At 70.9% G+C, this 20,282-nt stretch carries 28 protein-coding genes; 13 read left to right on the forward strand and 15 right to left on the reverse strand.

Annotated features, from left to right (window positions below; all coding sequences use genetic code 11):
- The gene (locus JJ685_RS05580) at positions 1-696 is read left to right on the forward strand and encodes a B3/B4 domain-containing protein (protein ID WP_201673203.1); all 696 of its coding nucleotides are present in this window, start codon (positions 1-3) and stop codon (positions 694-696) included.
- On the opposite strand, the gene JJ685_RS05585 is transcribed toward JJ685_RS05580, so the two are convergent.
- From JJ685_RS05585 to JJ685_RS05595, 3 genes are all read right to left on the reverse strand, one after another.
- Positions 693-1,073, reverse strand: coding sequence for a hypothetical protein (locus tag JJ685_RS05585; protein ID WP_201673204.1), 381 nt, complete (start codon positions 1,071-1,073; stop codon positions 693-695). The genes JJ685_RS05580 and JJ685_RS05585 overlap by 4 nt on opposite strands.
- A gap of 109 nt (positions 1,074-1,182) precedes the next feature.
- Positions 1,183-1,602 (reverse strand): VOC family protein, encoded by a 420-nt coding sequence (locus JJ685_RS05590; RefSeq protein ID WP_201673205.1) that lies wholly within the window; start codon positions 1,600-1,602, stop codon positions 1,183-1,185.
- A 103-nt stretch (positions 1,603-1,705) separates the two neighbouring features.
- Positions 1,706-3,667 carry a PAS domain-containing sensor histidine kinase gene (locus JJ685_RS05595; RefSeq protein ID WP_201673206.1) on the reverse strand — a complete coding sequence of 654 codons (1,962 nt, stop codon included), beginning with the start codon at positions 3,665-3,667 and terminating at the stop codon, positions 1,706-1,708.
- Positions 3,668-3,778: 111 nt separating this feature from the next.
- Between JJ685_RS05595 and JJ685_RS05600 the strand changes: the two genes are divergently transcribed.
- The 5 genes from JJ685_RS05600 (at position 3,779) to JJ685_RS05620 (ending at position 6,559) form a co-directional block, all read left to right on the forward strand.
- Positions 3,779-3,997: a hypothetical protein gene (locus JJ685_RS05600; protein ID WP_201673207.1), complete on the forward strand. Its 219-nt coding sequence runs from the start codon at positions 3,779-3,781 to the stop codon at positions 3,995-3,997.
- Positions 3,998-4,004: 7 nt separating this feature from the next.
- Positions 4,005-4,697 (forward strand): hypothetical protein, encoded by a 693-nt coding sequence (locus tag JJ685_RS05605; protein ID WP_201673208.1) that lies wholly within the window; start codon positions 4,005-4,007, stop codon positions 4,695-4,697.
- A gap of 36 nt (positions 4,698-4,733) precedes the next feature.
- Positions 4,734-5,141 (forward strand): hypothetical protein, encoded by a 408-nt coding sequence (locus JJ685_RS05610; RefSeq protein ID WP_201673209.1) that lies wholly within the window; start codon positions 4,734-4,736, stop codon positions 5,139-5,141.
- On the forward strand, positions 5,138-6,055 hold the full coding sequence (locus JJ685_RS05615) for a DMT family transporter (RefSeq protein WP_236598681.1): 918 nt from the start codon (positions 5,138-5,140) through the stop codon (positions 6,053-6,055). The genes JJ685_RS05610 and JJ685_RS05615 overlap by 4 nt, the downstream gene beginning before the upstream one ends.
- Before the next feature lie 189 nt (positions 6,056-6,244).
- Entirely contained in the window at positions 6,245-6,559 is a 315-nt protein-coding gene (locus JJ685_RS05620) for a hypothetical protein (protein ID WP_236598682.1), read from the forward strand.
- 7 nt (positions 6,560-6,566) lie between these two features.
- Here JJ685_RS05620 and JJ685_RS05625 read toward each other — a convergent pair whose 3' ends face one another.
- Positions 6,567-7,505: a LysR family transcriptional regulator gene (locus JJ685_RS05625; RefSeq protein ID WP_201673212.1), complete on the reverse strand. Its 939-nt coding sequence runs from the start codon at positions 7,503-7,505 to the stop codon at positions 6,567-6,569.
- A 114-nt stretch (positions 7,506-7,619) separates the two neighbouring features.
- Between JJ685_RS05625 and JJ685_RS05630 the strand changes: the two genes are divergently transcribed.
- The 4 genes from JJ685_RS05630 (at position 7,620) to JJ685_RS05645 (ending at position 10,217) form a co-directional block, all read left to right on the forward strand.
- Positions 7,620-7,985, forward strand: coding sequence for a DUF4148 domain-containing protein (locus tag JJ685_RS05630; protein WP_201673213.1), 366 nt, complete (start codon positions 7,620-7,622; stop codon positions 7,983-7,985).
- Between the two features lie 122 nt (positions 7,986-8,107).
- Positions 8,108-8,410 carry an HAD family hydrolase gene (locus tag JJ685_RS05635; RefSeq protein ID WP_201673214.1) on the forward strand — a complete coding sequence of 101 codons (303 nt, stop codon included), beginning with the start codon at positions 8,108-8,110 and terminating at the stop codon, positions 8,408-8,410.
- A gap of 10 nt (positions 8,411-8,420) precedes the next feature.
- Positions 8,421-9,185 carry a fumarylacetoacetate hydrolase family protein gene (locus JJ685_RS05640; RefSeq protein ID WP_201673215.1) on the forward strand — a complete coding sequence of 255 codons (765 nt, stop codon included), beginning with the start codon at positions 8,421-8,423 and terminating at the stop codon, positions 9,183-9,185.
- A gap of 24 nt (positions 9,186-9,209) precedes the next feature.
- Positions 9,210-10,217, forward strand: a complete 1,008-nt coding sequence (locus JJ685_RS05645; RefSeq protein ID WP_201673216.1) for a 2-dehydropantoate 2-reductase — start codon at positions 9,210-9,212, stop codon at positions 10,215-10,217.
- Positions 10,218-10,226: 9 nt separating this feature from the next.
- On the opposite strand, the gene JJ685_RS05650 is transcribed toward JJ685_RS05645, so the two are convergent.
- The 5 genes from JJ685_RS05650 to JJ685_RS05670 all read right to left on the reverse strand — a co-directional run bounded on the left by JJ685_RS05650 (position 10,227) and on the right by JJ685_RS05670 (position 14,326).
- Positions 10,227-10,505, reverse strand: coding sequence for a DUF427 domain-containing protein (locus JJ685_RS05650; protein ID WP_201673217.1), 279 nt, complete (start codon positions 10,503-10,505; stop codon positions 10,227-10,229).
- Positions 10,502-11,434 carry an L-histidine N(alpha)-methyltransferase gene (gene egtD / locus JJ685_RS05655; protein WP_201673218.1) on the reverse strand — a complete coding sequence of 311 codons (933 nt, stop codon included), beginning with the start codon at positions 11,432-11,434 and terminating at the stop codon, positions 10,502-10,504. Before egtD ends, JJ685_RS05650 begins: the two co-directional genes overlap by 4 nt.
- Complete coding sequence (gene egtB, locus JJ685_RS05660) at positions 11,431-12,666, reverse strand: ergothioneine biosynthesis protein EgtB (RefSeq protein WP_201673701.1); 1,236 nt, start codon at positions 12,664-12,666, stop codon at positions 11,431-11,433. The genes egtD and egtB overlap by 4 nt, the downstream gene beginning before the upstream one ends.
- A gap of 115 nt (positions 12,667-12,781) precedes the next feature.
- Complete coding sequence (locus JJ685_RS05665; RefSeq protein WP_201673219.1) at positions 12,782-13,189, reverse strand: hypothetical protein; 408 nt, start codon at positions 13,187-13,189, stop codon at positions 12,782-12,784.
- 114 nt (positions 13,190-13,303) lie between these two features.
- Positions 13,304-14,326, reverse strand: coding sequence for a methionine synthase (locus tag JJ685_RS05670; RefSeq protein WP_201673220.1), 1,023 nt, complete (start codon positions 14,324-14,326; stop codon positions 13,304-13,306).
- Positions 14,327-14,397: 71 nt separating this feature from the next.
- On the opposite strand from JJ685_RS05670, the gene JJ685_RS05675 reads away from it, so the two are divergent.
- Positions 14,398-14,820: a response regulator gene (locus JJ685_RS05675; protein ID WP_201673221.1), complete on the forward strand. Its 423-nt coding sequence runs from the start codon at positions 14,398-14,400 to the stop codon at positions 14,818-14,820.
- On the opposite strand, the gene JJ685_RS05680 is transcribed toward JJ685_RS05675, so the two are convergent.
- From JJ685_RS05680 to JJ685_RS05690, 3 genes are read right to left on the reverse strand one after another with little or no spacing between them, the layout of a single operon-like run.
- Positions 14,817-15,824, reverse strand: a complete 1,008-nt coding sequence (locus JJ685_RS05680; RefSeq protein ID WP_236598683.1) for an LLM class flavin-dependent oxidoreductase — start codon at positions 15,822-15,824, stop codon at positions 14,817-14,819. The genes JJ685_RS05675 and JJ685_RS05680 overlap by 4 nt on opposite strands.
- Before the next feature lie 33 nt (positions 15,825-15,857).
- Positions 15,858-16,124 carry a YciI family protein gene (locus tag JJ685_RS05685; RefSeq protein WP_201673222.1) on the reverse strand — a complete coding sequence of 89 codons (267 nt, stop codon included), beginning with the start codon at positions 16,122-16,124 and terminating at the stop codon, positions 15,858-15,860.
- A 37-nt stretch (positions 16,125-16,161) separates the two neighbouring features.
- Positions 16,162-17,127 carry a GlxA family transcriptional regulator gene (locus JJ685_RS05690; protein WP_201673223.1) on the reverse strand — a complete coding sequence of 322 codons (966 nt, stop codon included), beginning with the start codon at positions 17,125-17,127 and terminating at the stop codon, positions 16,162-16,164.
- A gap of 111 nt (positions 17,128-17,238) precedes the next feature.
- Here JJ685_RS05690 and JJ685_RS05695 point away from each other — a divergent pair, with 111 nt between their 5' ends.
- Positions 17,239-17,547 (forward strand): putative quinol monooxygenase, encoded by a 309-nt coding sequence (locus JJ685_RS05695; RefSeq protein WP_201673224.1) that lies wholly within the window; start codon positions 17,239-17,241, stop codon positions 17,545-17,547.
- Between the two features lie 18 nt (positions 17,548-17,565).
- Positions 17,566-17,958: a DUF488 domain-containing protein gene (locus JJ685_RS05700; protein WP_201673225.1), complete on the forward strand. Its 393-nt coding sequence runs from the start codon at positions 17,566-17,568 to the stop codon at positions 17,956-17,958.
- Positions 17,959-17,972: 14 nt separating this feature from the next.
- Here JJ685_RS05700 and JJ685_RS05705 read toward each other — a convergent pair whose 3' ends face one another.
- From JJ685_RS05705 to JJ685_RS05715, 3 genes are read right to left on the reverse strand one after another with little or no spacing between them, the layout of a single operon-like run.
- Positions 17,973-18,212 (reverse strand): hypothetical protein, encoded by a 240-nt coding sequence (locus JJ685_RS05705; RefSeq protein WP_201673226.1) that lies wholly within the window; start codon positions 18,210-18,212, stop codon positions 17,973-17,975.
- A gap of 31 nt (positions 18,213-18,243) precedes the next feature.
- Entirely contained in the window at positions 18,244-19,131 is an 888-nt protein-coding gene (locus JJ685_RS05710; RefSeq protein ID WP_201673227.1) for an ion transporter, read from the reverse strand.
- Positions 19,132-19,139: 8 nt separating this feature from the next.
- Entirely contained in the window at positions 19,140-20,252 is a 1,113-nt protein-coding gene (locus JJ685_RS05715; protein WP_201673228.1) for a mandelate racemase/muconate lactonizing enzyme family protein, read from the reverse strand.
- Positions 20,253-20,282 lie beyond the last annotated feature (30 nt).

Below are 20,282 nucleotides of genomic sequence, written 5' to 3' on the forward strand. Positions count from 1 at the left end.
ATGCACTTCAGCCACCATCCCGCGATCTGGGCTGCCCATCCCGAACTGGTCGCCGGCGTGCTGTTCGCGCGCGGCATCCGCGCCGACCTCGCCGCCGAAGCGCAGGCCGCGCGTTTCGAAGCGGTCGCGCGCGAGCGCCTGGCGGCGGCGGGCAGCGAATCGGAGCTGCCCGAAATCCAGGCCTGGCGACGCGTGTTCGCGCGCATGGGCCTGAAGCCGACTCAGTACCGCTGCGCTTCCGAATCGCTGCTGCGGCGCCTGCGCAAGGAGGGCCAGATGCCGCGCATCCACCCGCTGATCGACCTGTGCAACGCGGTCTCCATGGCCTTCGCGACGCCGGTGGCGGCACTGGACGTGGCGCAGATCCGGGACTGGCTGCAGGTGTGCCCGGCCGAAGGCAGCGAGCGCTATCTCGCCTTCGGCGGCGAGCTCGAGCACCCCGAGCCGGGCGAGGTGAGTTTCGTCGACGCGCAGGGCAACGCCCACGCTCGCCGCTGGACCCATCGGCAAAGCGGGTTGTCAGCGGTGCGCGAGGGCACGCGCGAAGTGCTGGTCGTCTGCGAGGCCGTGCATGCCACGGCCCGGCAGGACATGCCCGCGCTGCTCGACGCCCTGGCGCAAGCGCTGCGGGAAGCGGGGGCCACGACGGCGGCGAACCGGATCCTCTCCGCCGCCGACCCTCGCTTCGAGTTCTAGCACTTCAGCTCGCGGAACTTCTTCTTCGAGTACACCAGCGGCATCTCGTCCTGGATCGTCGCCGCCGGACCCAGCTTCTGCAGCGCGCGCTCCTCCTCGCGCAGGCGCTGGTCCAGCGCGCGGCACTCCTGCCGGTCCTCCGGCGTCAGCGAGGCGCGCTTGGCGAGCACCGCGCGATCCTGCGGCGGCTCCTTGGCCTTGTCCGTGACGCGGTGCGGCTTCGCGCCGACCTCGCGCCCGCCACCGCCCGGGCAGGGCAGCTGCGAATACGTGACGGTGCCGCCCACCTTGCAGCGGTACGCCGTCGGCTGCGCGCCGGCGTACACCGCCCCCAGCGCGGCCAGCACGAGCAGCGCGCCCTTCCCCCAACGACTCATCCGTTCCCCCATTTGCCCGCAATGCTGTCGCGGGCGGCGGGGAAAAGCAGCTACATCTCGTTTCGACGATGCGCGCAGCCAACACCGGGCCGCGCGTTCGTGGCATCCGTCACGCGCCGTGCATGCCGCCGCCCACCATCCAGGGCGTGCCGAACTGGTCAACCAGCATGCCGAAGGTCTCGGCCCAGAAGGTCTTGGTCATCGGCATCGTGACGCTGCCGCCCTGCGCCAGCGCCTCGAAGATGCGCCGCGCCTCGTCGGCGGACTCGTACATGAGGGACAGCGCGAAGCCGGCCATCGGCTTCGGGCCCATGGTGGGCGGCACGTCCGAGGCCATCAGCGTGCGGTTGCCCAGCTTCATGCTGCTGTGCATCACCATGTCCTTGGCGCCGGCCGGGCAGTGTTCCGGGTCGGGGGACTGGCCGTAGGTCATCACGTTTTCCAGCTTGCCGCCGAGGGTGCGTTCGTAGAAGCGCATCGCCTGCGCGCAGTTGCCGCTGAAGAACAGGTAGCTGTCGAGGACGGGCATGGCATGTCTCTCCTGGGTTGTGTGGGCCACGAAGTCGGCTCCGACCTTATGACGATCCGCGGCGGCCGGAATCGACAGGACCTCCGGCGACAGGGGCTTTCCTTCAGCCCGGCGGCAGGCTGAAGTGGAAGGTCGCGCCCTGCCCGGGCGCGGATTGCGCCCACACGCGTCCGCCCTGGCGCGTGATGGCGCGCGCCACGGTCGCCAGCCCGATGCCGGTGCCCGGAAACTCGTCGGCCGCGTGCAGACGCTGGAAGGTGCCGAACAGCCGCCCCGCATAGGCCATGTCGAAGCCGCAGCCGTTGTCGCGCACGAAGTACTCGCCGCGCGCGGCCGAGCCGCCGACGGCGATGTGCGCGTCGGGGGTGCCGCCGGTGAACTTCCAGGCGTTGCCGATCAGGTTCTCCAGCACCGAACGCATCAGGCGCACGTCGCCCATCACCGAGAGCCCCGGCTCCACCAGCCAGCCCACGGTGCGCTGCGGGTGCTCCGCCTGCAGCCGCTGCAGGATGTCGGTGGCCATGTCGCTCAGGTTCACCGCGGCGCGGATGATCTCCACCTGCGACACGTGCGCCAGCGCCAGCAGGCCCTCCATCAGCAGCGCCATCGTGTCGGCGTTCGCCTGGATGCGGTCCAGGTAGTGGTGCGCGCGGCCTTCCGGCCACTGCGCCAGTTCCTGCTGCAGCAGCCGCGCGTAGGAGGCCACGCGCTGCAGCGGCGACTGCAGGTCGTGCGACACCGAATACGAGAAGGCCTCCAGCTGCGTGTTGGCGAGCCGCAGCGCCGCGTCATTTGCCATCAGGTCGGTGATGTCGGTGTCGACGCCGACCCAGAACAGGATCGCGCCGCCCGCGTCGCGCACCGGTACCGCGCGGTAGGTCATGGTGTGGTAGCTGCCGTCGCGGGCCCGGATGCGCCGCGTGCCGGTGTAGGGCGCGCCCGTCGCCATGCTGCGGATCCAGTTGTGCCGCACCGCGGGCAGATCGTCGGGATGGACCCGCGCCAGCCACCGGTCGCCCTGCCATTGGGGCGGCGCGCCGCCGGCCAGCTCGTACCAGGCGCGGCTGAGAAAGGTGACGTGGCCCCGCGGATCCACCGTCCAGAACGGCAGCGGGGCCTGCTCCGCCAGGGTGCGGAACAGCGCCTCCTGCCGCGCGAGCTGCGCGGTGCGCTCGGCGATGCGCTCCTCCAGGCTGGCGTTGAGGCGGCGGATCTCCTCCATCATCAGCATGCGCAGGGTGATGTCCTGCTGCGCGCCCTCGATGGCCACCACCCGTCCGTCCCCGGAGCGCACCGGCTCCCCCAGCGTGCGGACCCACAACTGGCGCCCGGTTTGCGTGACCAGGGCCACCTCGACGTCGAAGGGCCGGCCCTCCTCCACGCAGGCCTTGAGCGCGCTGGTGGCGCGCGGCAGCGAGTCGGGCGCGAGCAGCGCGAAGATCTCCTGCAGCGTGGGCTCGGCATCGGGCGGCAGGTCCAGCACCGTGGCAGCCTCTTCCGAGAGCGCCAGGCGCTGCGTTGCCAGGTCCGCGCGCCAGTGGCCGGTGCGGGTGAGGCGGCTGGCCATGCGCAGGCGCTCGGCCTGCACGCGCGCCTGCTCCTGCGCGCGCTTCAGATCGTCGATGTCGGTCGCGGTGCCGAGCCAGGATGCGGCCGGCTGGCCGCCCTCGTCGAGCGGAACGGCGCGCAGCAGCTGCCAGCGGTAGCTGCCGTCGCGCGTGCGCAGCCGGTGCTCGTGCTGGAACTCCTGGCCCTTGCGTACCATCTCGCGCAGCCTCTCCAGCATCGGTTCGCGGTCCTCGGGGTGCAGCGCCTGCTGCCAGCCTTCCCCGATGGCCTCCCGGCGACGGATGCCGGTCACCTCCACCCAGCGGTGGCTCAGGAAGCTCACCTGGCCCCGCCGGTCGGCCATGAACACGATCTGCGGCACGGCGTGCGCCAGCTGGGTGAATCGCTCGTCCGCGCGCCCGCGGCTGCGCCAGCGGCGCCACAGCTCCACGGCGAGCACCAGCGCCGCGGCCAACGCCGCAACCAACCCTGACAGCAGCCACGTGATCGTGGTCATGCCGGCATTGTCGAGACGCCACGGCCGTCCCGCAAGAACACGCGCTGTCCTCCGACACGGGCGGGCCCGAACCGGCCCGGAAACTGGTCATCGCATAGCAAAGGGGAGCCCATGTCGCAACACGCGATGATCCGCGGAGAAGTCTGCTTCCGCGCCGGCGACGGCGTGCTGGTGCCCGTGCCGGACGGCGACGTCGACATCGACGTGGCGGACGACAGCGTGACCTTGCACTGGCAGGACGGCGAGGGCAACGCCGGCACCGCCGCCATCACGCGCGACGAATACGAACGCTACGTGCGCGAGGGCAAGATCCGCACGGGCGGCCGCTAGGGCCGCCGTGCCGTCCCGGGCCGCCATCGAAGCGATCCTGCTGGCGCTCGCCTGGGGCGCGGTGCTGGCCGTGCGGCCGTGGCGGCTGTTGCGCCCGCACGGGGGACAGGTGCCGCTGGCCACGCCCTTCCTGGCCTGCCTCACGGTGCTGCCGTGGCTCTGGAGCTGGCCCGGGCTGGCCGCCCTGCCCTTCCCGCTGCAATGGTCCGGCGCGCCGCTGGCCGTGCTGCTGCTGGGGTGGCCGCTCGCCATCCCGGTGCTGACGCTGGCCGGGGCGAGCACCCTCCTGACCATGGACGCGTCGCCGGCCCACGCCCTGCACCTGATCGTGTGGAGCGGCCTGCTGCCGGCCACGCTGACGCTGCTGCTGGGCCACGGCGTGCGCCGGGCGCTCGGCCACCATCCCGTGGCGTACATGCTCGGGCGCGCGTTCGCGGTGCCCATGCTGGCGCTGGGCGCCTGCGGCGTGCTGGGCATCGTCTTCGGGCCGGCGCTGGCCGGGACGCCCGGGGAACTGCAGCGGGTGGCCGCCATCCTGCTGGCGCTGGGGGAAGCCTCCTGGACGTGCGCGTTGGTGAGCCTGCTGGTGGCCTGGCGGCCCCGGTGGCTGGCGACTTGGTCCGATGCGATGTACCTGGGCCCCCCGCCCCGGCCGCCCCGGCCGGTCCGGATGCGCCCCCACGGCCGAGGCACTCATTAGCGGCTCGCGCCGCGGCCCCGCTCGAGCAGTGGTATCTTGCGCGCCATGCAGTCGCTCGCCCGTCCCTTCGTCGCCCTTGCGGCCCTGCTGGGCGCCGCCACCCTCTCCCCGGCTGCGCTGGCCGCCTCGCCGGCGCCGGTGACCGTGCGCGCGCCCGTGATGGTGGCGGGCCTGTGGTGCGGGGCCGGGCTGCTGCGCAACTACGTGCTGGACATCGCCCAGGAGTACCAGCGCGTGGAAGCCAAGCTGATCAAGCGGGGCCGCGTGCACGAGCTGACCGGCCACATGGATGGGCCCATCCTGCGCGCCGATCCGCAGCGTGACCACACGATGGAACTGCTGGCCGAGGGCGACGAGCTGCGCATCATCGACGCCAGCGGCATCCTGGCGCTGGCCAGGGGCCAGTTCTTCACCCGAGCTGTCGGCGGCAGTTGCACGCATTGAGCGCGCCGTCCTGGCTTTGGCTGCCCATCGTGCTGTGGGCGGCCTTGGCGCAGACCGCGCGCAACGCCGCCCAGCGCTCCCTGGTCGCCCAGGCCGGCACGCTGGGCGCGACGCTCGCGCGCTTCCTCTACGGCATTCCCTTCGCGGCCCTGTGGGTCGCCGCCCTCCACCTCCTGCCCGCGACGGCTGCGCCACTGCCGCCATTCGGCCCGGCCTATTCCGGCTGGCTGCTGCTCGGGGCCTTGGGCCAGCTCGCCGCCACCGCCTTCCTGCTGTCGGCGATGAAGGAGCGCAACTTCGTCGTCGGCGTGGCTTATTCCAAGACCGACGCGCTGCAGGTCGCCCTGTTCGGCTCGGTGTTCCTGCGCGAGCTCCCGGGCGGCTGGACGCTGGTGGCCATCGCCCTCGCGACCGCGGGCGTGGTGATGCTGTCGCTGCCGCAGAAAGCGGGCGCGGTGGAAGGCGGCGCCTGGACCGGGCGGGCCGCCTGGTTCGGCCTCGCCTCGGGTGCGGGCTTCGCCCTGTCCGCGATCGGCTACCGCGGCGCGGCCCTGCAGTTGCCGGACACCTCGGCCTGGCTCGCGGGCGCCTGGGGGGTGCTGCTGGCGCAGACGCTCCAGACCGTGCTCCTGGGCGGCTGGCTGGTGCTGCGCTCACCGCAGTCGCTGCGGGCCACTGTGACGGCTTGGCGCATCTCCACGCTGGCGGGCGCGACGGGCGCGCTGGCCTCCATCGGCTGGTTCACGGCTTTCGCGCTGACCACCGCCGCCAACGTGCGCACGCTGGGGATGGTGGAAGTGGTCTTCAGCTACCTCGTCTCGCGCCGGCTGCTGCGCGAGAAGCTCGCGCGGGCCGAACAGCGCGGGCTGGCGCTGGTCGTGGCCGGCCTGCTCGCCCTGGGCCTGCAACGCTGAAGGCGGGGCGCGCAGCCCCGCTGCTGGGACCTGTCGGTTGCTCCCGGTTGAGAATCGTCAACCGGCGGCCTCTTCGCGGGGGTCCTACGCCGGGTGGGCATGGACACGCACGAAGCGCCGCGCTACAACGTCGCAACATGCCCTGAGCCGGCGATGGCGGTCCATCGCCCGGCATCGGGTGAACGAATCATGTCCTTCAGCACACTGCTGTACCGCTATTTCTTCTTCGGCTGGCTCTTCAAGGACGTCAACCGCGGCAACCTCTTCGAGCGCTCCGCCGCGTGGCGGCACAACCGCGACCAGGCCCGCTGGCTGCCGACGTACATGCGCCGCTGGATGTGGTGGGGCCTGTTCTTCTACGCGCTCGGTGCCGTCGTCGAATGGCTGCTGCAGGCCCCCGCCTTCTCCGTGGTCTTCTACGTGCCCAGCGCGCTGAGCGTGCCCGTCAACGCCGTCATCGGCGCGGCCTGGATCGGGTTGCGGCTGGTGCCCGCCCGGGCGTAGCGCGCCCTTACGCGCCCGCCGCGGTCCTGGCCAGTTCGAGGTCGGCGAGGGCCTGCTGCGTGGACTCCACCAGGTGATCGACGAAGGCGCGCGTGCGCGCCGGCATGTACTTGCGGGTGGGCACGGCCACCACGATGCTCATGCGGCCGGTGACCCACGGCGCGAGCACGCGCTTCAGTTCGCCGCTCTTGAGCAGCGGCGCGATCAGGCCCGCCGGCTGGCTGCTGATGCCCGCGCCGGCGATGGTGGCCCGCAGCAGCGTATCCATGTGGTTCGAGTGCACCACCGCGGGCACTTCCACTTCCAGGGTGCGGTCCCGCTGCGTGGGATCGATCAGCGTCATGGCGCGCAGCCGCATGCCGGGCGTGCGCACGCGGAGCCAGCGATGCGCGCCCAGGTCCTGCGGTGAGGCCGGCTCGCCGAAGCGTTCCAGGTAGGCCGGCGCGGCGCAGAAGACCGCCTCGCTGGCGACCACCGTGCGCGCGACCGCGCTGGAGTGGATGGGCACGCCGCCCGTCACGACCGTGAGGTCGTAGTCCTCGACGTCCGGATCGACCACGTCGTGCACGTGCAGTTCGAGCACCACCTCCGGATACCGGAGCTGGAACTCGGGGATGGCGGGCGCGATGATGTGCGTCGCAATGCCCGGCAGGGCCAGCACGCGCACGGTGCCGCTCATCTCGCGGCTGTGCGCGTGCGCGATCGCGTCGGCCTCCTCGATGTCGCCGAGGATGGGTCGCAGGCGCTGCAGGTAGGCCTCGCCCGCCGGCGTGAGCGAAAGGCGCCGGGTGGTGCGTTGCAGCAGGCGCACGCCCAGGTGCCGCTCCAGGTCGCTCACCAGCCGCGTCACCGCCGCCGGCGTCAGGTCCAGCTTGCGGGCCGCCGCCGCGAAGCCGCCCTCGTCCACCACCTCCTGGAACACCCGCATCGATTGGAGTCGATCCATGTCCGGATTATTGCACCAGCTGCAATGGAGGATTGTTCGTGACGCTCTTTTTTGCGCAGCTTGAGAGGAATAAAGTCCTTCCATCGTCAACGCAACCCCTCCGAAAGGACCAGCATGAACCGCTCCAGTCTCGTGATCGCCGCCCTGTCCCTCGCCGCCTTCGCCGCCCAGGCCCAGGACGCCGACCCCAGCGGCCAGTTCGCGGCCGGGGCCGCCGGACAGGCCACCCGCGCCGCCGTGCAGGCCGAACTGGCCGCATACAAGCAGGCGGGCGTGAACCCCTATTCGATCTCGTACAACCCGCTGAAGTCGTTCCGCAGCACCCGCAGCCGCGCCGAAGTGCAGGCCGAGTACATCGGCAGCCGCGATGCCGTCGCCGCGATGACGCGCGAGGACAGCGGCTCCGCCTTCCTGGCCGCCCGCCCGTCCACGACGCAGGACGTGCGCCACCTGGCCGGCCAGCCGGCGAACGCGCTCTAAGAGCGAGCCGCCTGCGAACCATCACCTCGATGTGATGGTTCGCATCAAATACTTTAACTATCCTTTATTCGTCGATCTCCCTACATTGCCTTCAAGCCTCAACGAACTTGAAGGAGATCGACGTGCTGCAAGACCTGCACTCTCCCGCGGCCACCGACGCCGCTTCCGAAGCCCACCGCCACGCCTACAACGCGGCCTTCCACCTGCTGGACCTGAGCTGGCACTGGGACCCGGTGGCCTTCGCCGCCATCCACCGCTACGGCCGCGCCGGACTCAAGGACTGGGTCCAGCACGAGCAGCCGCACCTGCTGAGGGCCTACGACCTCGACTTCCTCGTCGACGCGATCGAGAGCACCAAGGCCCGCTGCCTCGCCGCGTACGAGCACCACGCGGCGAAGCAGGGCTCCGTCCTCCTCGCCGCCTGAGGGAGCCGTCATGCAACTGCGCTGGGTACGCTTCCTCGAGGGCGCCACGGTCCGCTTCGGCACGCTGGAAGGCGAGCGAGTGCGCCTCTGGCACGGCGACATGTTCGAATATCCGCAGCGCGGCGACCGCACGGTGCCGCTGGCCGACGTGCGCCTGCTCACCCCGGTGCAGCCGAGCAAGGTCATCGCCTTGTGGAACAACTTCAAGGCGCTCGGCGAGAAGCTGAACCTGGCCGCGCCGGAAGAGCCGCTCTACCTGATCAAGACGCCCAACTCCTACCTGGAGCCGGGCGGCACCATCCGCCATCCCGGCACCGGCAAGGTGGTCTACGAGGGCGAACTGGGCATCGTGATCGGCAAGCGTTGCAAGCAGGTGAGCGAGGACGAGGCGATGGCGCACGTGTTCGGCTACACCTGCGCCAACGACGTGACGGTGGCCGACATCCTGAACCGCGACGCCTCGTTCGCGCAGTGGTCGCGTGCCAAGGGCTTCGACACCTTCTGCCCCTTCGGGCCGGCGGTGGCGACCGGGCTCGATCCCGCCAGGCTCACCGTGCGCACGCTGCTCGACGGCGTGGTGCGGCAGGACTACCCGATCAGCGACATGCGCTTTTCCGTCGCGCAACTGGTGAGCCTGATCTCGCAGGACATGACCCTCCTGCCCGGCGACATCCTCCTCTGCGGCACCTCGGTCGGCGTGGGCTCCATGAAGCCCGGCTGCACCGTCGAAGTCGAGATCGCCGGCATCGGCCGGCTGACGAACCGCCTCCAGTAACCCCTTACTCCCGCAGGAGGGAGCATGAAGATCGCAATCATCGGCGCCGGCGCCATCGGTGGCTATGTCGGCGTGAAACTCGCCTTGGCCGGCGAGGACGTCACCTTCATCGTGCGCGGCGCGAATCTCGCGGCCATCCGCGATGCGGGCATGCGGCTGGTGCTGCCGGACGGCAGCCAGCACGTGGCGCGCAACGTGCGCGCGACCGAGCGCTACGAGGAGGCCGGCGAGCAGGATCTCGTGATCCTCGCCACCAAGGCGCACCAGGTGGCGGACGTCGCGCCGCACCTGGACCGGCTGATGGGGCCGCGGACCGCGGTGGTGACGATGCAGAACGGCATCCCCTTCTGGTACTTCCACAAGACCGGCTGCGCGCTGGAAGGCAGTGCGGTGCGCAGCGTGGACCAGGAGGGGCGGCTCGCGACGCAGATCCCGCCGGAGCGCGTGATCGGCTGCGTGGTCTATCCGGCGTGCGAGCTGCTCGCGCCCGGCGTGGTGAAGCACATCGAGGGCGACCGCTTCCCGCTGGGCGAGCTCGATGGCCGCGTGAGCGACCGCGTCACCCGCATCTCGGAGGTCTTCCAGCGGGCCGGCCTCAAGGCGCCGGTGCTGGAAGACATCCGCGCGGAAATCTGGCTGAAGCTGTGGGGCAACCTCACCTTCAACCCGATCAGCAGCCTCACGCACTCGACCCTGGTGGACATCTGCCAGTTCCCGCTCTCGCGCGAGATCGCCGCCAGCATGATGCGCGAGGCGCAGGCGGTGGCGGGCAAGCTCGGGATCACCTTCCGCGTGCCGCTGGAAAAGCGCATCGCCGGCGCCGAGAAGGTCGGCAGGCACAAGACCTCTATGCTGCAGGACGTGGAGTCCGGCCGCGCGCCCGAGATCGACGCGCTGGTGGGATCGGTCGCGGAGCTCGCGCGCCTCACCGGCACGGCGACGCCGCACATCGACACGGTCTATGCGCTGGTGAAACTGCTGGCGAGGAACATGGAGACGGAGCGCGCGGGGGTGCGGATGCAGCCGGCCTGAACGCCGGCGTCACCCGACCTTCACGCCGTTCCAGAACGCCACCCGGTCCTTCACCATCTGCGCCTCGGGCTTCGGCTCGGGGTAGTACCAGACCGCGTCCTGGTTCAGCTCGCCGTTCACCAGCAGCGAGTAGTAGCTCGCCTCGCCCTTCCAGGGACAGCTCGTGTGGTGGTTGCTGAAGGTCACGTATTCGCGCTTGAGCGCGCTGGCCGGGAAGTAATGATTGCCCTCGACCAGCACCGTGTCGTCGCTCTCGGCGACGGTCACGCCGTTCCACGTCGCTTTCATGCCTGGCTCCTTGGCGGGGCGTGCAGCCAGTGCACGCTGAACAGGTTCTCCGGATCGGTCCAGATCGGCCCGGGCCGGAAGCCGGCGCGCTGCGCCAGCGTCCGCACGCCCGTCATGGTGAACTTGTACGAGTTCTCCGTGTGCAGGCTCTCGCCCTCCTCCAGCACCAAGCCCTCGCCGCCCAGCGCGACCGCCTGCCGCGTGCGGCTGACCAGGTGCATCTCGATGCGCTGCAGCGGCGCGTTGTAGAAGGCGTAGTGCGCGAACTGCGGGAGCACGAAGTTGGCGCCCAGCTCGCGGTTGGCCCGCGCCAGCAGGTTCAGGTTGAACGCGGCCGTCACGCCCTGGGCATCGTTGTAGGCGGCGTGCAGCAGTTGCGGATCCTTCACCAGGTCCACGCCCAGCAGCAGCGCGCCGCCGCGCAGCAGCTCCGCCGCGCCGCCCAGGAAGGCCAGGGCCTCCTCGGGCGTGAAGTTGCCGATGGTGGAGCCGGGGAAGAAGCCGATCCGCCGGCCCCGCCCGGCGGGCGGCAGTTGCAGCGTGCGCGTGTAGTCGGCCACGACCGGCTGGACCTCCAAGCCCGCGAATTCCCTGCGCAGGAAGGCCGCGGCATCGCGCAGGTGATCGCCGGAGATGTCGATCGGCAGGTAGCGCGCCGGCGCGTCGAAGGCCTGCAGCAGCAGCCGCACCTTGCGCAGCGAACCGGCGCCGAACTCGACGATCTCGGCGCCCGGCCCCGCCAGCGCCGCCATCTCCGCGACGCTGCGTTCGAGGATGCCCAGCTCGGTGCGGGTCGGGTAGTACTCCGGCAGCTCGCAGATGAGGTCGAAGAGGCGAGAGCCTTCGGCGTCGTAGAAGTACTTGGGGGAGATGCGGTGCGGCCGCTCCTTCAGGGCCACGAGGAGGTCGCGCGCGAATTCGTCCGTCATGCACCGTCCCTTGCGAGCCGCAGGCCGCTGAACTGCCAGCGCGCCGCCGGCGGGAAGAAATTGCGATAGGTGTCGCGCCCATGGCCCGGCGGCGTCGCGGCGCTGCTGCCGCGCAGCACGAGCTGGCCGACCATGAACTTGCCGTTGTACTCGCCGATCGCGCCGGCCCAGGGGCGATAGCCCGGGTAAGGGTCGTAGGAGGATCGGGTCCACTGCCACACGTGCCCGTGCAGCTCGTGCAGGCCCGGCCGCGCGGCCGCCGCTTCCCATTCGGCTTCGGTGGGCAGGCGGGCGCCGGCCCATTCGGCATAGGCCGCGGCCTCGTAGAAGCTCAGGTGGCTCACCGGCGCCGCCGCGTCGAGCGGGCGCAGCCCGTGCAGCCCGAACACCTGCCACTGCGCGGAGGGCGCGCGCGGGTCGCCGGGCGCCAGCCAGTACAGCGGCGCGGTCCACTGCTGCGACTGCACCAGCGCCCAGCCGTCCGACAGCCACAGCGACGCCGTGCGGTAGCCGCCGTCGGCGATGAACTCCGCGTACTCGCCGCAGCTCACCAGCCGGTCGGCGATGCGGTAGGGCTGCAGCCACTGGCGATGCCGGGGCGACTCGTTGTCGAAGGCGAAGCCCTCGCCTTCATGCCCGATGGCGACGCCGCCCTCCGGCCCCGCGACCCAGTGCAGCGGCAGCGGCGCCAGCCGCAGCGAGGCCGCCTCGTGGGCCGCATACGCCGGCAGCAGCGGGTTGCACCACAGCGCGTAGAGGATGTCGGTGAGGAGCAGTTCCTGGTGCTGCTGTTCGTGCTGCAGCCCCAGTTCGACCAGCGCTTCCACCTGCGGCCACGCCGCGGGATCGGCGGACGCGAGCAGGTCCTGCACCGCCTCGTCGACATGCGCGCGGTACGCGTGCACCTCGGAGAGCGAGGGACGGGTCAGCAGCCCGCGCTGCGGCCGCGGATGCCGGCTGCCGAGCGCTTCGTAGTAGGAATTGAAGAGATGGCCCCAGCGCGCATCGAAAGGGCGGTAGCCGGGCGCATGGGCCGCGAGCACGACGGCCTCGAAGAACCAGCTGGTGTGCGCGAGGTGCCACTTGGTCGGGCTCGCGTCGGGCATGGCCTGCACGCACTGGTCCTCGGCCGAGAGGGGCGCCGCCAGCGCCAGACTGTGCGCGCGAACCCGCGCGTGGCGCGCCGCCAGGGCGGGCCGGACGCCGCGCACGGCGGCAGGCAAGGCATTCATGGACATGCGCTGCGGTTCTCCTGGCTGGTGCGCCAGCCCGAAGCGGCGCTCGTCGATCCGTCCCCTGCCGTTTCATTACAGCACAGAGCTCCGCGCCACGGGGGCGCCCGTCTCCTCAATGCGAAGGCTGGAGCGCGCGCCCGGCGAGCTCGTCCCGCCGCTGCCGCCACTGGCCCCAGCGGCTGGGGCTCTGGTCGACCCGCACGAACAGCACCGGCTCGTCGCAGGCCGACCATTTCGCGCAGTGCAGCTTCCACTTGCGCACCTGCCCGGGAGGCACGTAGAGGTAGACGGGCTCGCGCTGGACACGATCGACGGCGCTGTTCGCCAGAACCGGCTCGGGATAGATCACGGGCGGGGGTGCCGCGCTGCCGCGCAGCTCGATGCGCCCGTAGATGCCGGGCCGCAGCGCGGCGCCGGTGGTGAGGTTGCGGTAATCGCCCTCGGCCGCTGACGCCGCCAGGGCCGCGAGCGCGACCGCGAGGGCGCAGGAATTTCGGACACGCCTCGCACGTACTTCCATCCTGAGCTCCGGAGTCCTTATGGTTGTGCTTTCTACCCAAGCGGAGCGAAAGCGCAATGTAGGAATCCGGATAGGACTGCACGAGGCTTTGTCCGACAAGAAGCTGGTGAGCGGCTACTTGCCGTAGCGCTCGCGTGCCAGCGCGGCGCCGAGGCCGAGCGCCTGCAGCTTCTTCAGCGCGATCTCGCGGTCCATCGGGGCCATCCCGCAGTTGGTACAAGGAAACAGTCGTTCCCGGGCAACGAATTGCAGCGCATTGCCGATCGTGTCGGCCACCTGCTCCGGCGTCTCCACCTCGTCGCTGGCGACGTCGATCACGCCCACCATCACGTCCTTGCCCTTCAGCAGGCCCATGAGGTGGGGCGGCACGTGCGAGTGGTAGCACTCGAGGCTCACCTGGTCGATGCGGCTGGCGGCGAGGGCGGGAAACACCTGCTCGTACTGGCGCCATTCCTCGCCCAGCGTGTTCTTCCACTTCACGTTGGCCTCGATGCCATAGCCGTAGCAGATGTGCACCGCGGTCTTGCAGGTGAGGCCCTGCGCGGCGCGCTCCAGCGCCTTCACGCCCCACTCGGCCGCCTCCGCCATGTAGACGTTGAAGGCCGGCTCGTCGAACTGGATGATGTCCACGCCGTCTGCCTGCAGCGCCAGGGCTTCCTGGTTCAGGAGCTCGGCGAAGGCGAAGGCCATCTTCACCCGGTCGCCGTAGTGGCGGTCGGCCACCGTGTCGACGATCGTCATGGGCCCCGGCAAGGTGAACTTCAGCTTGCGCCGCGTGTGCGCGCGGGCCAGCCGCGCCTCGAAGGCGTGCACGCGGCCCTTCAGGCGCAGCGGCGCCACCACCTGGGGCACCATCGCCTTGTACCGGTCGGCGCGGATGCCCATCTCCACCTTGTGCGCGAAGTCGATGCCCTCGACCTGCTCGAGGAAGCCGTGCACGAAGTGCTGGCGCGACTGCTCGCCGTCGGTGACGATGTCCAGCCCCGCGTCTTCCTGGGCCTTGATCCACAGCAGGGTGGCGTCGGCCTTCGCCTGGCGCAGCGCGTCGCCCTGCTCGCGCCACTGCGGCCACAGCTTGTGCTCCTCGGCCAGCCACCCGGGTTTCGGCAGGCTTCCGGCAATCGTGGTGGGGAACATTCGGTGTCTCCTCGCGTGTGCGTGTTCTGCGGGGCGCCTATGATCGCAGGAAACGCCCTTCTGGCTGCGCCATGCCCTTGCGCCCCCTGCCCGACCCGGAGAAGGCCAAGCCCTGCATCCTGGTCGTCGACGACGACGAGGCCGTCGCCTGGGCCATCGCGAGCCGCCTCGGCGCAGACTTCCGCGTCGTCGCGCTGACGGATCCCCGGCTGGCCGTCGCCTTCGCGTGCGAGGAAGCACCGGGCGTGATCCTGTGCGACATCGACATGCCCGGCATGCAGGGCGATGAGGTCGCCTTTGCCCTCTCGCAGGAGCCCCGCACCGCCGGGATTCCCCTGGTCTATCTCACCGCCCTGCTCTCGCCGGAGCAGGCGCCGGACCTGGCCGGCGTGTTCGGCGAGTACCCCACGGTGTCCAAGATGGCCGACAGCGCGGAACTGCTCGCCATCGTCGCCTCCATGCTCGGGCTGGATGGCGGGGACGCAAGCCCCTAGGACAACCCTGCCGCCCCGGCCAGCAGCTCGTACGAGCGGCGCTGCGCCAGCGGATCCCAGGTCCAGGTGATCACCACCACCTCCTCGATCTCCAGCGCCTCGGCCAGCGCGCGCAGCCGCTGCACCACCTGCTCCCCCGTCCCCACGAAGGAACGCGCGCGCAGCCCCTGCCGGAAGGCCTCCTCGGCTGCGTCGTAGGGGCGGACCGCCTGCTCGGGCGGCAGCAGCGGGCCGAAGCGGCCGGTCTGCCGGTCCACGCGGGCCCGCTCGCGGCTGGCGAACAGCCGCCAGGCTTCTTCCTCGGTGTCGGCGGCCAGCGCCCAGACGCAGACGTTGGCCTCGGGGCGCTGGACGAGCCCCGGCTTGAACAGCTGGCGATACAGCTCCAGCGCCTCCGCGCAGCCCTCGCCGTCGCTGATGAAGTGGGCGAAGGAATACGGCAGGCCGTAGTGCGCGGCCAGCTGCGCGCCGTAGCTGGAGCTGCCCAGCATCCACAGTTGCGGCGCGGTGACGGCCCGCGGCAGCGCCTGGATGCCGCGGCCGGGGTGGCCTTCGGGCATCTCCTCCCCGCTCACCCAGGCCTGCAGTTCGCGCACCTGCTGCGGAAAGTGATTGGCCGAGCGCGGATCGGGGTTGAGCAGGCGCGCGGTGCGGTGGTCGCTGCCGGGCGCGCGGCCCACACCGAGGTCGATGCGGCCCGGCGCCAGGGCGTCCAGCACGCGGAACTGCTCCGCGACCTTGAAGGGCGAGTAGTGCGGCAGCATCACGCCGGCGCTGCCGATGCGGATGCGCGCGGTCCGCACCGCGATCGCGGCCATCAGCACCTCGGGGGCGGTGCCCACGATGGCGGGCAGGCTGTGGTGCTCGCTGAGCCAGAAGCGCTCGTAGCCGAGGCGTTCGCAGTGCTCGGCCAGGGCGACGGTGTGGCGGATGGATTCGTCCTGGGGCCGGCCGACGCAGGCGACGGACTGGTCGAGGACGGAGAGACGCAGGGGACGGGACATGCGCCGATTGTCGGCGCGACGGCCTGTCCGCGCTCAGGCGAGGTCCTCGTTCCAGTCGTGGATCGTGCAGCGCCCCACCACGCCATTGAGCATGAAGGGATCGTCGCGGGCGAACTCCTCCGCGGCCGCGCGCGAGGTGAAGACTCCCAGCGCGCCCACGGGCGGCGTGCCGTAGGGCCCCGCCATCAGCAGCACGCCCCGGCCGTGGAATTCGCGCATGCGCGCCTGGTGGCTGGCGAAGTGCGCCGGCGCCTTGGCGAGGCCGCCCTCCGCCAGCTCGTAGAACATGAGGACTTTCATCGTTTCCTCCGGCACCTGCGCCGCAGGATAACCGCCATCAGGCCGTCGTGCCGCGGATCTCGCGCACGCCCTTTCCGAGCCGCCGGCGCAGCAGCGTGCCCAGCGTGATGCCGTCGGCGTACCCGACCTGCTCCGCGATGCGATCGAGATTGGCGCGGCTCGTCTTCAGCAGGTGCACCGCGCGTTCCACCCGCAGGTCCTGGAAGTACGACAGCGGCGACTTGCCCAGCACCTCGTTCATGCGGCGCGCCAGGGTGCGCTTGCTGGTCGCCAGCGCGCTGGCGGCCTCGTCGAGCGAGAAGCCCTGGTCCAACCGCTGCCGCGCCCAGGCCTCGAAGCGTTCGACCAGCGGATCGCTGTGCGCGAGATGGTCGGCGATGGCATAGGCCGATTGCGCGGCGCGCGCATCCACGACCAGGTAGCGCGCGGTCGTGGCGGCCAGCTCGGGGCTGGACTGCCGCACCAGCGCCAGCGCCAGGTCCATGTGGCCGAGGGCCGCGCCGGCGGTGAGGAAGGGCCCGGAAGCCACCACCATGCGCGACTGCTCCAGCTGCACGCGCGGATAGCGCTGGCGGAACACCGGCACCAGCCACCACGTCGTGGTCGCGCGCTGCCCCGCGAGCAGACCCGACTCGGCCAGCACGAAGGTCCCGATGCAGGCCGCCGCGACGCGCGCGCCGCCGGTGCGCCACTCGCGCAGCGCCGCGCCGGCGTCGGCCACGTCGGGACGCGCCAGCGCCTGCTGCAGGGGGCCGGGCATCTTGGCGCCGATCGCGGGGACCACGACCCAGTCGGGCGCGGTAACCGCCTCGGCGGGTGCCACGGGCACCTGCATGCCTTGCGCGGTGCGCACGCGCCGCCGCATGCCGACCACTCGGGTGTCGAAGCGCAGCGAGCCCAGGCCCTGCAGCTGCGCCAGCTCGTTCGCGGTGGCGAAGGCGTCCAGGACGGTGGCGAGGCCGGTGTCGAAGGCGCCGTCCAGCGCCAGGATCGCGATCTCCACGGTTTGGCCCGAATGCTATGAAACGAGTCCATTTTGACAGTTTCACCCCTGTCGGCCCAGGCCTAGAGTCGACCCCGTCGCCAGCGTGGCGATGTCCCCAAGGAGAACTCCATGATCAAGCACTCGCTGTACGTCCGGCTGGAGGCGAAGCCCGGCAAGGAAGAGGAAGTCGCCGCGTTCCTGCAGGCCGGGCTAAGCATGGCGAGGGAGGAGGCCACCACGCCGATCTGGTTCGCGCTGCGACTGGCGCCGGGCACGTTCGCCGTGTTCGACGCCTTCCACGACCAGCAGGGGGTGGACAACCATCTGGGAGGCCCGATCGCGAAGGCGCTGATGGCGAAGGCGGACGAACTGTTCGCGCAGCCGCCCTCCATCCAGCGCGTCGAAGTGCTCGGCCTGAAGAACGACGGCTCGACCTGATCCTGCTACGCTTTGCCCATGCCCGTCCGCATCGTCCAGCTCGGAACCCCGCGTGCGCCCGGGGAAGGCCTGCGCCTCGGCACGGTGCGGCGGCCGCCGCGCGGCGTGCCGAAGGAGGAATTCGCCAGCCGCGATTACTACGACACCTGGCTGCCCAACCTCGCGCCCAGCGCGGACCTCATGGCGGAAGGGCGCGCGGCCCAGACCGACAAGGAATGGGCCGCGTTCAAGCGCAAGTACCAGGCCGAGATGAACCAGCCCGACGCGAGCCGGGTGCTGGACCTGCTGGCCGCGCTGTCGCACCAGGCCTCGTTCTCGGTCGGGTGCTACTGCGACGACGAGCAGCACTGCCACCGCTCGGTGCTGCGCGAACTGCTGGCGCAGCGCGGGGCGGAGATCGCGCGCGACTGAACGCGCGCCGGCGCTCAGATCCCCAGGATCTTCTTGGCTTCGCCGAGGTCCTTCATGGACTCGGCATGCTTGCCGGCCTTGTGGAGGTCCTCGCCGCTCTTGCGCAGCGCGGTCACCTTCTCCATCTGCTCCTTCGAGAGGCTCGGATTGGTGGCCAGCTTGGCGTCGATGGCCTTCCATTCATTCGGGCAGTTGTGCGCCCAGGCGGAAGCGGACAGGACGACACCGGCGACCAGGACGAGCATTTGACGCATGGCGGACTCCTCTGGAAAAGGGGAGGCCACGTTAGCGCGGCGGCGATGCGGCGGGCTCCGCGTTTTCCCGGGGGACCCGGACGAGCGGTGCGGCGCACATGCGGCAGTAGCGCGCATCGGCGGCATGGCCGCCCACCCCGCAATTCCCGCACAGCCGCTCCGGCCCCGGCGGCGGCAAGCGCCGCGCGGTCATTTCAGCCGTCACGATGCCGGTGGGCACGGCCAGCGTCCCCCAGCCCAGCAGCATCATCACCGACGCGATGAAGCGTCCGGCTTCCGTCTTGGGCGTGATGTCCCCGAAGCCGACGGTGGTGATCGTCGTCACGGCCCAGTAGACCGAAGTCGGGATGTCCTTGAAGCCGTGCTCGGGCCCTTCCACCACGTACAGCAGCGTGCCGAGGATCAGCACCACCATCAGCACGACCGAAAGGAACACCAGGATCTTGCGCCGGCTCGCGGCGAGCGCCTCCGCCAGCATCTGGTACTCCACGATGTAGTCGGTCAGCTTGAAGATCCGGAAGACCCGCAGCAGCCGCAGGATGCGCACGTCGATCAGGGCATGCGTCTCCGGCAGCAGGATCGCCAGGTAGGTGGGCAGCACCGACATCAGGTCCACGATGCCGAAGAAGCTGCGCATGTAGTGCAAGGGCCGCTCCACGCTGGCCACGCGGGCGATGTATTCGACCGTGAACAGGATCGTGAAGAACCATTCCGCCACGTCGAAGGCCGTTCGGAAGCGCGCGCGGAAGGCCGGAACGCTGTCGACGATCACCACCACCACGCTCACCAGGATGGCGGCCACGATCCACTTGTCGAAGGCGCGGCCCTGCGGCGTGTCCGACTCGAAGATGACCTCGTAGGCGCGGCGGCGCCAGCCGTGCGACGGCTTGCCCAGATCGGTCTCGGCGTGGACCTGCATGGGACGCCTCAGGCCGTGGCCTGGCGGAACCGTTCCCAGGCCTGCGGCGTCGGCGTGGTGCCCGCCCCGGGCTGCTGCGGCAGGCGGAAGAAGCCATCCACCACCTCCGCCGGATCGGTGAAGCAGTCCTTGATCCAGGGGATGTACTCCAGCACCTGCACGGCCGGATGCGCGTAGGCGAGATGCATGTGCACCTGGCTCATGTCGCCCGCGTGCGGGGCGACCGGCAGGCGGTGGCCGTGCGCGGCGTCGCACACGCGCAGCACCTCCGTCAGCCCCGCCATGCGCGCCACGTCGGGCTGCACCCAGTGGATCGCCTGCTGCTGGAAGAACTCCGCGAACGCGTCCTGCGTATAGAGCTGCTCGCCCAGCGCCAGCGGGATGCGGGTGGCGCGCGCGAGCTGCGCGTGCCCCTTCACGTCGTCGTACCAGAGCGGCTCCTCGAACCAGTACACGTCCTGCGCTTCGGCGCCGCGGCAGAAGCGCAGGCAGGTGGCGAGGTCCCACTTGCCGTTGCCGTCCACCGCCAGCGTGACCTCGGGGCCGATCGCGGCGCGCACCGCCGCCAGCCGGCGCAGGTCGCGTTCGACGGTGGAACCCACCTTGATCTTGATGCCGCTGAAGCCCTGCTCCACCGCGCGCACCGCACCCTTCACCAGTTCGGCATCGGCGATCGACAGCCAGCCGATGTCGGTGTTGTAGGCGCGCACCCGCTCGCGCACCGGCCCGCCCAGCAGCTTCCACAGCGGCTGGCCCTGCGCCTTCGCCTTCAGGTCCCACAGCGCGACGTCGATCGCCGCCTGCGCCAGCGTGGTGATGCCGGCGCGGCCGATCCACTGCAGCGCGGGATGGCGCGCGAGCTTGTGCCACAGCCGCTGCACCTCGCCGGCGTCCTCGCCCACCAGCAGCGGGGCGTGGCAGGTGGCGATGCAGCGCGCGATCAGCTGGTCGCCCGGCAGGTGCGCGTGCGTGCCGGTGAACCCGTAGCCGGACAGGCCCGCATCGGTGTCCACCCGCGCCCCCACCACACCCCAGTGCGTGATGGTGTGCGTGCTGTCGGCGATCTGCGCGCCCGTGACGGGCACGTGCAGGATGAACGGCTCGACGCCGGTGATCTTCATGGCGGCTCCTCCGGGCTTCGTTGGGGCGCC

Source organism: Ramlibacter monticola (genome assembly GCF_016722785.1).
Taxonomy (GTDB): Bacteria; Pseudomonadota; Gammaproteobacteria; order Burkholderiales; family Burkholderiaceae_C; genus Ramlibacter; species Ramlibacter monticola.

Coding starts and splice junctions, on each gene's coding strand:
- JJ685_RS05630 (WP_201673213.1), top strand. CDS start 7,620: ATGAACCGCTCCAGTCTCGTGATCGCCGCCCTGTCCCTCGCCGCCTTC.
- JJ685_RS05680 (WP_236598683.1), bottom strand. CDS start 15,824: ATGTCCCGTCCCCTGCGTCTCTCCGTCCTCGACCAGTCCGTCGCCTGC.
- JJ685_RS05625 (WP_201673212.1), bottom strand. CDS start 7,505: ATGGATCGACTCCAATCGATGCGGGTGTTCCAGGAGGTGGTGGACGAG.
- JJ685_RS05620 (WP_236598682.1), top strand. CDS start 6,245: ATGTCCTTCAGCACACTGCTGTACCGCTATTTCTTCTTCGGCTGGCTC.
- JJ685_RS05650 (WP_201673217.1), bottom strand. CDS start 10,505: ATGAAAGCGACGTGGAACGGCGTGACCGTCGCCGAGAGCGACGACACG.
- JJ685_RS05640 (WP_201673215.1), top strand. CDS start 8,421: ATGCAACTGCGCTGGGTACGCTTCCTCGAGGGCGCCACGGTCCGCTTC.
- JJ685_RS05695 (WP_201673224.1), top strand. CDS start 17,239: ATGATCAAGCACTCGCTGTACGTCCGGCTGGAGGCGAAGCCCGGCAAG.
- JJ685_RS05715 (WP_201673228.1), bottom strand. CDS start 20,252: ATGAAGATCACCGGCGTCGAGCCGTTCATCCTGCACGTGCCCGTCACG.
- JJ685_RS05670 (WP_201673220.1), bottom strand. CDS start 14,326: ATGTTCCCCACCACGATTGCCGGAAGCCTGCCGAAACCCGGGTGGCTG.
- JJ685_RS05580 (WP_201673203.1), top strand. CDS start 1: ATGCACTTCAGCCACCATCCCGCGATCTGGGCTGCCCATCCCGAACTG.
- JJ685_RS05585 (WP_201673204.1), bottom strand. CDS start 1,073: ATGAGTCGTTGGGGGAAGGGCGCGCTGCTCGTGCTGGCCGCGCTGGGG.
- JJ685_RS05705 (WP_201673226.1), bottom strand. CDS start 18,212: ATGCGTCAAATGCTCGTCCTGGTCGCCGGTGTCGTCCTGTCCGCTTCC.
- JJ685_RS05595 (WP_201673206.1), bottom strand. CDS start 3,667: ATGACCACGATCACGTGGCTGCTGTCAGGGTTGGTTGCGGCGTTGGCC.
- JJ685_RS05590 (WP_201673205.1), bottom strand. CDS start 1,602: ATGCCCGTCCTCGACAGCTACCTGTTCTTCAGCGGCAACTGCGCGCAG.
- egtD (WP_201673218.1), bottom strand. CDS start 11,434: ATGACGGACGAATTCGCGCGCGACCTCCTCGTGGCCCTGAAGGAGCGG.
- JJ685_RS05600 (WP_201673207.1), top strand. CDS start 3,779: ATGTCGCAACACGCGATGATCCGCGGAGAAGTCTGCTTCCGCGCCGGC.
- JJ685_RS05675 (WP_201673221.1), top strand. CDS start 14,398: ATGCCCTTGCGCCCCCTGCCCGACCCGGAGAAGGCCAAGCCCTGCATC.
- JJ685_RS05685 (WP_201673222.1), bottom strand. CDS start 16,124: ATGAAAGTCCTCATGTTCTACGAGCTGGCGGAGGGCGGCCTCGCCAAG.
- JJ685_RS05710 (WP_201673227.1), bottom strand. CDS start 19,131: ATGCAGGTCCACGCCGAGACCGATCTGGGCAAGCCGTCGCACGGCTGG.
- JJ685_RS05645 (WP_201673216.1), top strand. CDS start 9,210: ATGAAGATCGCAATCATCGGCGCCGGCGCCATCGGTGGCTATGTCGGC.
- JJ685_RS05700 (WP_201673225.1), top strand. CDS start 17,566: ATGCCCGTCCGCATCGTCCAGCTCGGAACCCCGCGTGCGCCCGGGGAA.
- JJ685_RS05665 (WP_201673219.1), bottom strand. CDS start 13,189: ATGGAAGTACGTGCGAGGCGTGTCCGAAATTCCTGCGCCCTCGCGGTC.
- egtB (WP_201673701.1), bottom strand. CDS start 12,666: ATGAATGCCTTGCCTGCCGCCGTGCGCGGCGTCCGGCCCGCCCTGGCG.